Below are 11,299 nucleotides of genomic sequence, written 5' to 3'. Positions count from 1 at the left end.
GCTGTCCGCTACGAAGCCACCATCCACATCGCAGCCATCGACGAATGGCTCTGACCGACTTCGATACAGGCCCTAGTACCGCCGAAGCGGACGCTCCTGCCGTGGGGGCAGGAGCGCCCGCTCAGCGCAAGCGGCGCCGGCACACCTGGCCGGGACTCGTGTTCGTCGGGCCCTACCTGCCGTTCCTCGTCGTGTTCGGCGTCCTTCCGATGATCTACGCGCTGGGCCTCGCGTTCACCGACGACGCGGGCGGCTGGGCCGGCTTCGGCAACTTCACCCGGACCATCGGCGACTACCGCTTCCTGCCCGCCTTCGGGCACATCCTGCTCTACACGAGCGTGTGGCTCGGCTCCCTCGTCGTGCTCGTCGTCGGGCTGACGCTGCTGCTGCACGGCCGCGCGAACCGGGTCTCGGCCACCTTCCGCTTCCTGTTCTACATCCCCGGCGCGCTCGCCGGGGCGTCGTCGGTCCTGGTCTGGCTGTTCATGCTCGACCCGGCCGTCAGCCCCGGTGCGTTCCTGCTGCACGACGTGTTCGGAGCGCAGCTGTTCGTCGAGTCGATCGCGCCCGGCAAGCTGCCCTTCATCTTCGCGATGATCGCGTTCTGGACCGGGGCCGGCGGCTGGATCGTCATCATGTACGGCGCCCTGAACACGATCCCGCAAGACCTGGAGGACGCCGCGCGCATCGACGGCGCGGGACCGGTGACGATCGCGCTCCGCATCAAGCTGCCGTTGATCCGCAAGTGGATCGCCTACATGGCGATCCTCTCCTTCGCGACCGGGACCCAGCTGTTCGTCGAGCCGCAGCTGGTGAACCAGGCCAGCCTCGGGCAGGTCCCCGACACCTGGTCGGCCAACCAGCTCGCGTTCCAGCTGGCGTTCCGCTACGCGGACTTCAACGCCGCCGCCGCCGTCTCCGTCGACCTTCTCGCGATCGGACTGCTCGCCGCGGCGCTCATCGTGACCCGCACCGGGCTGTTCAGGACGGATGACTGATGCGACTCGCCGCGCGTGGCCTCCGGTTCGCGATCCTCGCGGTCTTCGCCGCGTTCTTCGTGGTCCCGCTGGCCTGGTTGATCCTCGCGCCGACCAAATCCGACGAAGCCCTCGTCACCAGTGGCCCGCTGGCCTTCGGCGGCTTCGACCGGATCGCGCAGGCGTGGCAGCACCTGGACGCCTTCAGCGACCACCTCTACCGCATGTGGATCGGCAACTCGCTGCTGTACGCGGTGACCGCGACCGCGATCGTGCTGGTGACGGGGATTCCCGCCGGCTACGGCCTCGCGTTCGGGCGGTTCCCCGGCCGGAAGCTGGTGCTGACGCTGACCCTCGTCGTGATGATCATGCCGGCGGCGGCGCTCGTGCTCCCGATCTTCCTCGAGCTCAACGCCGTGCACCTGATCGGGAACGCGCTTTCGGTGATTCTCCCGTTCGCGTTCTACCCGTTCGGCGTCTACCTCGCGTACATCTACTACGCCACCGCGGTCCCGCGCGAACTGCTCGACGCGGCGCGCATCGACGGCTGCGACGAATGGTCGACGTTCCGCCACGTGGCGCTGCCGCTGGCGAAACCGGTCGTCGCGCTGGTCCTGTTCTTCAGTTTCGTGGCCGACTGGAACAACTTCTTCCTGCCCTACACCGTTCTCGCGGATTCGACGCAGTACCCGATCCAGGTCGGGCTCTCGGATCTGCTGTCGTCGACGCCTTCGTTCAACCCCGCGGTCGGCGGTGGCGGCCAGCAGGTGAACATCTTCCGGCCGGAACTGGCCCTCGCCACGCTGCTCGCGGTCGTCCCGGTGGCGATCGTGTTCATGCTGTCGCAGCGCGCGCTGGTGCGGGGGCTGGTCGGTGGCGGGGTGAAGGAATGAGCCCGCACTCAGCCGGCCGGCCGGTGCGGACCCGCGGGACGGCGTCGCTGCCAGGACGTGGCGATGTGCTCGGCCATCAGCGAAGCCGCCGCGTCGGGATCACCGGCTGCGATCGCTTCGAGGACGGCCCGGTGCTGCCGGTTCGACTGCCGCCGGTGCTTCAAGGCCGAGTGACCGACGTAGCGCGGGCTGCGCCGTGCCTCGGCGTGCACCGTGTGCACGATCGCCCGGCCGAGCCGGTTCCCGGACACGAGCATGATCCGCTCGTGGAACGTCACGTCGATGTCGTCGAGGAGGTCCGGTTCCCCGACCGCCGCGTCGAGCTGAGCCATGAGGTCACGCAACTCGGCGATGTCGGCCGGGGTGGCCTTGCGCGCCGCTTCCCGGGCCATGCTCGATTCGAGGGAGGTGCGCACGTCGACGAGCTGGTCGAGGATGTCGTACCGCTCGTCGTGGCGCACGATGGCCGTCAGGAGGGCGGGATCGAGCAGGTTCCACGACTCCTGGGCCGAGACCAGGGTGCCGACACCCTGCCGGACTTTCAGGAGTCCCTTGGCTTCCAGGGACTTGATCGCTTCGCGGACGACCGTCCGGCTGACCCCGAACGCTTCGCAGAGCGCGGACTCGACCGGCAGGCTGCTGCCGGGCGGGACGACCCCGCTCACGATCAGCTCGATGAGGTGGTCGACGACCGCATCGGCCCGGCGGCCGCGGTGGTGCGGCACGTCGGGAGCAGGAAACGCCAACGCGCTCATCGATCACCTCCGGGCTCCGGCACGGCACCTGGACATCATCCTACGTACCACGAGTTGCGGAGCCGATCCGCACGCGGGCCCGGGGACTCCACGATCGGCTGGTGTGAAGGGGTGTCATGCGGATCACCGGGTTCAGGAGCCTGACCACCGTCCAGGACTGGGGACGGCCGGTCGGCGACGCCAACGGCATCTACGCCAACGGCGTCGTGGAGGTGCCGATCGTCCTGCTCGACACCGACGAGGGCGTCACCGGTGCCGGTCTGGGACCCCACCCGCGGATCGAGGAGCTCTTCCCGGCGATCGAAGGCGAGGATCCGCGGGCCGTGGCCGCGTTGTACGACCGGATGCTTCGATGGACGTTCAAGGCCGGACACGCCGGCGAGGTCTTCGGCACGATCGGCGCCCTCGACTCCGCGCTGTGGGACATCAAGGCGAAGGCCGCCGGGCAGCCGTTGTGGCGTCTGCTGGGCGGCCGTGACCGGCGCGTGCCCGCGTACGCGTCGGGCCTCGACATCGCCTTGTCGGAGGAAGAGCTCGCGGCCACCTACCGGGCGTACGCCGAGCGCGGACTGCGCGTGGCGAAGGTCAAAGGCGGCCGAGACGTCGACCAGGACCGGCGGCGGTTGTGCCTGGTCCGGGACGTGCTGGCGGACTTCTCGCGGGGAGTGCGCCCGGGGCTGATGCTCGACGCCAACGAGTCGTGGACGCGCAAGCAGGCCGTGCGCCACGTCGGGGAGCTCGAGAGCACGCTCGACCTGACCTGGGTGGAGGAGCCGGTCCGCCGCTGGGACGCGGAGGGGCTGGCGGCGGTGAGCCGGGGCATCCGCGCCTCGGTGGCGACCGGGGAAAACCTCACCGGGCTGGAGCAGTTCCGCCCGTTGCTGGCCGCCGGCGCGGTGGACGTCGTGCAGACGGCGTCGGTCTGGGGCGTCACCCACTTCCTGCGCGTCGCGGCACTGGCCCACGCCCACGATCTGCCAGTGAGCCCGGTCGGCACCACACCGGCGGGACTGCTGCACGCCGCGACCGCGGTGCCCAACCACCTCGTCAGCGAGCTGCAGGACCTGCGGCCCCCGGTCGGCCTGACCGTGGACCACGACGTCGAGGACGGTGCCTTCGTGCTCGGCGACCGTCCGGGGCTCGGCATCCTGGTGGACGAGGAAGCCATCGGCGCGCTCGACGTCCTCCCGGCGGAGGAGGTGCGCACCACTCCCGGCGTCCGGCCCGAACGTGCCGGCCGGCGCCTCCTGGCCGAGCCGGCACCCCGGCGCCCCGGTCTCCGCGCGGTGACATCATGACGTGGGACCTTCCGGGTCACGAGTAGGTCCAGTGCCCGAGCCAGGACTCGCGCCACGCCACCGTCAGCTCGCTCACTCCGTCCACGCCGGACCGGTCCACATGGGCCTTCCACGCCTCCTCCAGCGCCGCGCACAGCTTGGCCGCGGGCGGTTCGCCGTTCGAGGAGAACCCGCGCAGGACCGACCGCGGCACGGCGAGCTTCGCCTTGCCGCGGATGACCGACTGCTCGGTGGCGCGGCAGATGAGGTACTCGACGGTGGCGAGCTCACCGGCCGAGGCGGTGGTGTCCGGCGTCGTCACCCGGGGCGCGACCTGGGCCAGCGCGCGGTAGAGGCAGTCCAGCGGGGCAGCGAGGCCCCGGTGCTGGCGGGCGATTTCCCACGACACCCAGACCGCCAGGCAGTCGGGCATCTGGTACGGGCGGTAGGCGAACGCCGGACCCGCGAAGGTCTGGTAGTCGCCGGTCGGGTCCGGCTCGGACGAGCCGGGCCCGTCGGGGTCGGGCGGCAGGCCGAGCCGTTTGAACAGCTCGCGCAGCAGCCGGTGCGGCCGCGCCGGGGTCGACGACTCGCCGAGCAGCTTGCCCAGAATGCGGCTCAGCCGGTCGGCGGCCACGCCGTGGATCGCCAGCTGCAAGTGGACGAACGCGACGTCGGACAGCGTCGTGGCCGCGCAGCCGACCACGCCCACCTGGGGATAGCGCTGCAGGAAGGAGACGACCGCGTGCGTGGAGCCGATCCGCGCCGGCCCGACGAAGGTCACCGGCAGGACCGTGGCGATCCGCTGCCGGGACCGGAGGTCGCCCTTGTACAGCGGCGAGAACTCGCCGTCGGCGTGGTAGACCTCGAACCAGTTCCCCTGCCGGTGACCCGGGCGGGTGTCGGCGAGCCAAAAGCTGTAGCCGTGCTTCTCGCACAGCTCCCGGAACCGGTCGGCCAGTTCGAACCGCGCGGCCGCGGACACGTCCCGCAGCGCGATCGCGAACCGGACCGCCAGCGACGCGCAGGGGGCCGCGGCCTCCTTGCGCGTGCGGAGATCGTGGTTGCGGGTCTTCACGATCGTCGGCAGCTGTGCCGGGCACTGCAGCGACAACAGCGGCGCGTCGACGAGCGCGGACGCGGCTTGGGAGATTTCCCGCACCAGGTCGCGGATGGCCACGCCGTGCCACTCGCACACCTCGTGCGCCGCCGGGTCGATCGCGATCAGGCCCTCGAAGGTCTGCGCGGACTCGTAGATGAACGTCGGGTTGGGCGAGGTCGTCTGGCGGAAGACCCAGCCGCCCGCGTTCTGCTGGGGGCGTTCGGCCGGCTGCCTGCCGTCGACGTGCTCGACCACCTCGGTGCCGTCCAGGGGCTTGCGGGTGTGGGTGCCGATCACGACGCCGGCGCCATTCGTGGCCGTGCACAGCGTCTCCAGGAAGACCGCGCTGTCGGAATCGGCGGACACGAGCTCGCGCAGGTAGCCGTGGCGGGCGGCCGCGTGGTGCACCTCGAAGTCCACTTTGGTCACCGGCTGGCGCGCTATTTCGAAGCCGGCCCGGGCCAGATCGGCCACGTTCCGCACGGAGATCCGGCGGCTGCGCACGCTCACCACCTCCCGGACGAGTCGAACCGCACATCGGCTTCCAGCGGTTTGCGGTGGTTCCGGCCGCCGGCACCCGCCCACCGCGGCACCCCGATGCGGGAGAGCGGGACCGCTGATTCGCGCCACGACGCCTGCCCGAACAGCACGAGCGCGGCGAGCACCGGCAGTCCCACCGCGACCGTGAGCGTGGCCTGCACGATCTCCCCCCGGCTCTGCGTCGCGACGGCCGCCGCGAACCCCGCGACGGCCGCGATGCTCAGCTGGACGAGCGCCTGCGGCAGCGTGCCGAGGTAACCCAGCACCGTGCGGCGCGGCGGCAGCGACAGGCGGCTGTAGAGGAAGCCCGGCAACAGCAGCAGCATGGTGATGACGGACTGGCCGTCGCCGATGTGGCCGAGCGCCTCGGTGGCGGCCCGCCCGTACGGCCACGGGCTGCCGACCAGCAGCCAGCCGAGCACGAACGAGACCGTCGCCACGGCCAAGGCGTAGAAGGTCACGTTGAGCGGCCCGGACTTCGTGGAGTCCTTGAGCACGAGCGTCGCGCGCACCCGGACGTGGTCGCCGCGCGGGTCGCGGCCGCCGGACCGGCGCCAGTAGGCCCGCGCCTCGTTGTCGGCGATGCCGTTGGCCAGGACGAGGTCCTGCCCGAACTCCCGGTCGATCAGCTCGCGCGCCGCCTCGCGGAGGTTCGCGGCGGTGAACTCCGGGTGCCGCCGCAGCGAGTTGTCCAGCTCGCCCGAGTCCGTCCGCACCGCCTCGCCCGTCGTCGCCGCGGCCGCGAGCCGGTGACAGACCGGCAGGCTGCGCGGCGAGAGCTCCACCCCCGACTGGCCGGCCTCCCACTTGCGGCGGCGCACCAGGTCCGCCAGGGGGCGCAGCACGGTCTGCGCCTGCAGTTCCAGGATCTTGTGCCGCGCGCCGTCGGCTTCCTGCAGCGGGGCGGCGTCCTGCCGTTCGGCCAGTGAGACCAGGTCCTCGGCCAGGCCTTCGACCTGGTGCTGGTCGGCGTCCGTGGACAGGTACATCCGGGCGATCTCGGCTTCCGGGGCGGTCCTGGCCACCAGGTGGTAGGACTTCAGCGTCGCCGGGATCATCGTCTCGTAGGTCACGACGTAGCCGCGGCGGCTGGAGGCCAGCCGCCGCCACTGCTCTTTCGCGACGGGCTGCCGCGCGTCGACGTGCAGCGGGGTTTCGTAACTGAGCCGGTGCTCTTCGACCGAGTCGTCCAGCGCCACCACCAGCATGTAGTCGCGCACCGCGACGTCGAGCAGGTACTCGTATTCGACCAGCAGCTCGGAGCAGCCGGTGAGGATGTCCAGCGCCAGTTCCCGGCATTGCCGCCCGTACCCGGGAACCGTGCCGGCGGCCGGGGCCGGCGTGAACTCGTCCTCCGGGTGGTTCCGTTCGGTGAGCAGCGTCAGCAACGCCTGCTGGATGAGCCAGCGGGGTTCGTGCACCTGGAACAGGAACGTGTTCAGCTCGTGCTTGGCGGTCTGCGCGTTCTCGTTGCTCGCGAGGATCCCGCGCAGCAACCGGTAGAGCCCGGCGGCGACCAGCCGGGACGCCTCGTGCTGGGTGAGCCGCGGCAGTTTCTGGCCCGCGCTGTCGAACACGTCGACGGGGGAGACGTCCCGGCGCGGCAGCCGGGCCAGCGGCACCCACAACGACCGCTGCCGCGCCGGTCTCGAGGCGGCCCGCTCGCCGTGTTCCCGGCCGATGAGGTCCTGCAGCTGCGCGGTGGCCTGCCGCTGTCCCTCGTCGAGGAGCTTGAGGCTGACGTCGACCTCGGTGCTGCGCCGGGCCGTGCCGTGCTCGACCACGGTCAGCCGTTCGGTCAGCCGGCGCACGTGGTTGAGCCGCAACGAGGTGTCCAGGAGCGCCAGGCCGACCGCTGCGCCCTGCCGGGACAGCCGGGGCGGGGCGCCGGGAATGGGGATCGTCTCGATCGCGTGCCGGAGACTGTCGATGCCGTCCACACAACAGAGAGTAAGAGGTGTGGCGACCGGATACGAGAAAACGCCGATTCCCGCGGGAACAGCACGATGTCCGCGAGGTCGTGCTCGAGGATGCCGGCAAGGCAGCGCCGCGGATCAGCATGAACGACATCCGAGTCTCCTTCGCGACGGCGGTTCGGAACAACCGGCCGGCGGAGCCAACCGAATTCAGCTCAGCCGGGAACCCGGGCGCGGTGGCGGCTCTCCGAGGACGCCCGGAGCCCCGCCACCGCGATCAGACCCGGCTTCAGCTGGTCCGCGCTTCCACGGCGAAGCACTTGTTCAGCAATCCGGCTCGTGCGGCCGCCGGGCCGTTGACCCGGACGAAGGGCTGAACGGTGGTGGTGCCGGCACCGACGAAGACCAGGCCGAAGGTGTCCCGGGTTTCCGCGAACTCGGTGTGGTTGGCGAAGTTGGCCGGGCCGAAGAAGCTCTCCACCGGCGCGTTGTTGTTGATCGACCAGCCGAGCCGCACTTCGGCGCCCGCGCTGACGGCCACATCCGCGGTGACCGTGATCTTGGCCTCGGTCTCGATCCCGGGGGTGACCGAGCGGGACGAGGTGAGCGGGAACCAGCCGACAGCCGGGGAGAGCGTGAGGTTGCTGAAGTCGCAGGTCGCCTGCCCGACAGGCAGGGCAGAGGCCGGGTCGGCGACGGCGACCGCGGTGATGGCCGAGGCGGCCGCGGTCAGCGCGGCGGCCACCGCGGCCAGCCGGACGCGTCGCTTCGTCGTGCCGGGTCTGGTGGGTTCGGTGTCGTTCATGACGGTCTCCTTTTGTCGTGCGGCGCCGTCCGGTGCCGTCGACCGTCGAGGCGTTCCGGACCCGTTCCCGGCCGGTTCCACCGGCGTCCGGGATTGGGCCGTTCGAGGAATCGCTGAACCCCGCGGCCAGTACCGCCGTGTCACTCTGGTGCCGGTAGGCGCGGCCTGGGGAGGCCGAGGTGGAGGGGTGTTGTCATGGATGGTTCACGTGTGCGTGCCACGCCCGCCGTGCCGCCCGAGGACACGGAGTCGCTGCTCGCCAAGGGCGCACAGGCCTTGCACGTCGACGGCGATCTCCGGGCGGCGCGGGAATTCTTCGACACCGCCTACCGCCGGGCGGAGGAAGACGACCAGGCCGAGGCGATGGCGGCCGCGGTGGTCGGCCTGAGCGGGCTTTGGGTGCAGGAACAGCGGACCGCGGCGGGCGTGGAGGTGCTGTTGGCCCGGCTGCGGCGCACGCTCACGAGGTGCCGGCCGGGCTCGCTCGCGGCGTTGCGGGTGCGAGTGCGGTTGGCCGGCGAACACGACTACCCGATCGGGGCGCACGAGGGCATGGTGCGCATGCTCGGCGAGGCACGTCGGTCCGACGACCCCGTGGCCTGCGCGGAGGCGCTGAGCCTCGCTCATCACTGCGTGCTGGGCCCGGAACACGGTGCGCTCCGCCGGGACCTCGCGGCCGAGCTGCTGGGGCAGAGTTCGCGGTCCGGGCGCCGCGGTGACCTGCTGATGGGTCTGCTGTGGCAGGTGGCCGACCTGTTCCTGGCCGGTGATCCGCACGCCGAACGACGGTTGGGTTGCCTGCGCCGGGAGCTGGCCCGGCGCGATCACCTCGCCGTCCGGTTCGTGGCGAGCGCGTTCGAGGTGATGCTCGCCATCCGGGCGGGGCGGTTCGCGGAAGCCGAGGCGCTGGCGAGCGCGTGCGCGGCGCGGGGGACGGCGGCCGGCGACGTCGACGCCACCGGCTGGTTCGGAGCGCAGCTGATGGCGATCCGGTGGTACCAGGGCCGGCTGCCCGAGCTGGCGGCTCTGATCGACGAGGTGGCCCGGTCGGACACGCTGAGCCCGAACGACAACTCGTTCTTCGCCGCGCTGGCCGTCGCTTCGGCGCTGGCGGGTGATTTCCGTGCCGCGGCGGGTGCCGTCGCCAAGCTCGGCGATCTCGACGACCTGCCGAGGTCGAGCATCTGGCTGGTCACGGTGAGCAGCGCCGCGGAAGCGGCGTTCCTGCTCGGGGACACCGACCTCGCGGCGACGACCTACCGGTTGCTGCGGCCGTTCGCCGGCCTGCCGGTGATGGCCAGCCTGGGCGTCGCGTGCTTCGGTTCGGCCCACCACCCGCTCGGCGTCGCCGCGCTGACCACCGGCGATCTCGACGCCGCGGTGGCGCACTTCCGGGCGGCGGTCGAACGCAACCTCGCCATCGGCCATTGGCCCGCCGTCGTCTTGTCCCGGCTGCGCTACGCCCAGGCGCTGACGCTGCGTGCGCTGCCGTCGGACGTGCTCCTGGCCCGGCAGCACCACGACGCGGCGCTCGAGGAGGCGGCGGCGATGGGCATGGCCGTGCCCGACGAGAGCCGGAAGCCGCGGCCCGCGGTGAGCTGCGTCCGGCAGGACAATTGGTGGCGGGTCGAACTGGGCCGTCGGGTGGCCGTGGTCGACCACTGCGTCGGCATGGCCCACCTGGCGACGCTGACCGCCAACCCCGGGGTGGAAGTCCCGGCAGTGGCACTGATCGGCAGCCCGGGCACCGAGCGGCTGGCCGAAGGCTCCCGCCAGCCCGTGCTCGACTCGACGGCCCTGCACCAGTATCGCCGCCGGTTGGCCCGGCTGAAGGCCGAGCTCGCCGCCTGGGATCCCGACGGCGAACCCGCCGATGTCCGGGCCGAACACGACTGGCTGCTCGCCGAGTTGCACCACGGCAGCGGTCTCGGCGGCCGGGCCCGGCCGTTCGCCGACGGCGGGGAACGGGCCCGCGTCGCGGCGGGAAAAGCCATCCGCCGCGCGCTGGCCCGGATCAGCGCCGCCGATCCGGCGATCGGGACACACCTGCGGGGCACCGTCCACACCGGAGTCCGCTGTTCCTACCGCCCGGCCTCGACGTAGTCACCGGGTGCCTTGCGTCGCCGTCAGCGGATTGCGCCGTGCGGGAGGACGGCGTGCACGCCCCACGTCTCGTTGGCGACCTGGGTGATCCGCAGGTCGACGACCGGCGAGGCGAGCGCCAGTGCGGTCGGCCGGTCCAGGTCGTGCAGCCGCTGCAGCCAGGTCACCATGGCGGCCAGCGCGTCGGCCATGGCCTCGTCGAGGCCGGTGCCGAAGCCGAAGGTGACCCGGCCTTCCGGGGTTTCGGCGTGGATGCCCGGTACCGCCGCGTCCGCGGCCAGGGTGAGGGTCACCGCGGTGGTCATCGGGCACTCGATCGCCGTTCCGCCGACTTCGCCGTGGCCCTGCGCCGCGTGGCCGTCGCCCAGGTGCAGCAGCGCGCCCGGGACCGTCAGCGGCAGGAACAGCGTCGAACCGGCGACGAGGTCCCGGCAGTCGAGGTTGCCGCCGCCGTCCGGCCGCGGCGGAATGGTCGGGTGCGGTCCCGGTTCGGCGGGCGGTACGCCGATGACGCCGAGGAAGGGCGCGACGGCGACGGTGTGCCCGAGGTTGCTGGTGGCGGTCTCGAGCCCGATGTCCCACGTCAACCAGGCGCCGGGGCCGCCGGCCACCCCGAGCCGGCGGTTGAGCGCGTTGTCCTTCGTCCCCGCGGCGGTCCAGCCCCGGTCCCCGGGCTTGATCGACGCGAAGTGCACGCCCAGGACCATGCCGGGCTCGGCGCCGCGCACCGCGATCGGCCCGGTCAGGCAGTGGCCGCGCCGGTCCGGGAACATCGTGGCGCCCTGCAGCCGCCGGTCCAGGTAGCCGGCGGCGTCGAGCGACCCGACCACGACCGAGTCGCCCGGGTCGACCGTGAGCACGGGCGGGGTGGCCCGGTCGAAGACGTCCACTGTGGACTCGCGCGTCGCGGGAAGCCGGTACTCGGCCACGA

General features: G+C 71.9%; 9 protein-coding genes. 4 read left to right on the top strand and 5 right to left on the bottom strand.

What is annotated here, in order from left to right; all coding sequences use genetic code 11:
• Positions 1 to 101: 101 nt before the first annotated feature.
• Positions 102 to 998 carry a carbohydrate ABC transporter permease gene (locus tag ISP_RS24970; protein WP_034284655.1) on the top strand — a complete coding sequence of 299 codons (897 nt, stop codon included), beginning with the start codon at positions 102 to 104 and terminating at the stop codon, positions 996 to 998.
• Positions 998 to 1,870, top strand: a complete 873-nt coding sequence (locus tag ISP_RS24965; protein WP_013226621.1) for a carbohydrate ABC transporter permease — start codon at positions 998 to 1,000, stop codon at positions 1,868 to 1,870. The genes ISP_RS24970 and ISP_RS24965 overlap by 1 nt, the downstream gene beginning before the upstream one ends.
• Before the next feature lie 8 nt (positions 1,871 to 1,878).
• Here the strand turns inward: ISP_RS24965 and ISP_RS24960 are convergent, their stop codons facing one another.
• Positions 1,879 to 2,625, bottom strand: a complete 747-nt coding sequence (locus ISP_RS24960; RefSeq protein ID WP_013226620.1) for a FadR/GntR family transcriptional regulator — start codon at positions 2,623 to 2,625, stop codon at positions 1,879 to 1,881.
• Positions 2,626 to 2,741: 116 nt separating this feature from the next.
• Between ISP_RS24960 and ISP_RS24955 the strand changes: the two genes are divergently transcribed.
• Entirely contained in the window at positions 2,742 to 3,923 is a 1,182-nt protein-coding gene (locus tag ISP_RS24955; protein WP_013226619.1) for a mandelate racemase/muconate lactonizing enzyme family protein, read from the top strand.
• A gap of 16 nt (positions 3,924 to 3,939) precedes the next feature.
• On the opposite strand, the gene ISP_RS24950 is transcribed toward ISP_RS24955, so the two are convergent.
• The 3 genes from ISP_RS24950 to ISP_RS24940 all read right to left on the bottom strand — a co-directional run bounded on the left by ISP_RS24950 (position 3,940) and on the right by ISP_RS24940 (position 8,265).
• A complete protein-coding gene (locus tag ISP_RS24950; RefSeq protein WP_230468339.1) occupies positions 3,940 to 5,508 on the bottom strand; it encodes a hypothetical protein in 1,569 nt (522 codons plus the stop codon).
• 2 nt (positions 5,509 to 5,510) lie between these two features.
• The gene (locus ISP_RS24945; protein WP_013226617.1) at positions 5,511 to 7,484 is read right to left on the bottom strand and encodes a hypothetical protein; all 1,974 of its coding nucleotides are present in this window, start codon (positions 7,482 to 7,484) and stop codon (positions 5,511 to 5,513) included.
• A 265-nt stretch (positions 7,485 to 7,749) separates the two neighbouring features.
• Positions 7,750 to 8,265 (bottom strand): hypothetical protein, encoded by a 516-nt coding sequence (locus ISP_RS24940; RefSeq protein ID WP_013226616.1) that lies wholly within the window; start codon positions 8,263 to 8,265, stop codon positions 7,750 to 7,752.
• Between the two features lie 195 nt (positions 8,266 to 8,460).
• Here ISP_RS24940 and ISP_RS24935 point away from each other — a divergent pair, with 195 nt between their 5' ends.
• Positions 8,461 to 10,368: an ATP-binding protein gene (locus tag ISP_RS24935; RefSeq protein WP_230468338.1), complete on the top strand. Its 1,908-nt coding sequence runs from the start codon at positions 8,461 to 8,463 to the stop codon at positions 10,366 to 10,368.
• Positions 10,369 to 10,391: 23 nt separating this feature from the next.
• Here ISP_RS24935 and ISP_RS24930 read toward each other — a convergent pair whose 3' ends face one another.
• A complete protein-coding gene (locus ISP_RS24930; protein WP_013226614.1) occupies positions 10,392 to 11,297 on the bottom strand; it encodes an acetamidase/formamidase family protein in 906 nt (301 codons plus the stop codon).
• Positions 11,298 to 11,299 lie beyond the last annotated feature (2 nt).

This window comes from Amycolatopsis mediterranei, from assembly GCF_026017845.1.
GTDB lineage: Bacteria > Actinomycetota > Actinomycetes > Mycobacteriales > Pseudonocardiaceae > Amycolatopsis > Amycolatopsis mediterranei.
This window is presented reverse-complemented; position numbering and strand designations above follow the sequence as displayed.

Coding starts and splice junctions, on each gene's coding strand:
- ISP_RS24965 (WP_013226621.1), top strand. CDS start 998: ATGCGACTCGCCGCGCGTGGCCTCCGGTTCGCGATCCTCGCGGTCTTC.
- ISP_RS24960 (WP_013226620.1), bottom strand. CDS start 2,625: ATGAGCGCGTTGGCGTTTCCTGCTCCCGACGTGCCGCACCACCGCGGC.
- ISP_RS24955 (WP_013226619.1), top strand. CDS start 2,742: ATGCGGATCACCGGGTTCAGGAGCCTGACCACCGTCCAGGACTGGGGA.
- ISP_RS24940 (WP_013226616.1), bottom strand. CDS start 8,265: ATGAACGACACCGAACCCACCAGACCCGGCACGACGAAGCGACGCGTC.
- ISP_RS24935 (WP_230468338.1), top strand. CDS start 8,461: ATGGATGGTTCACGTGTGCGTGCCACGCCCGCCGTGCCGCCCGAGGAC.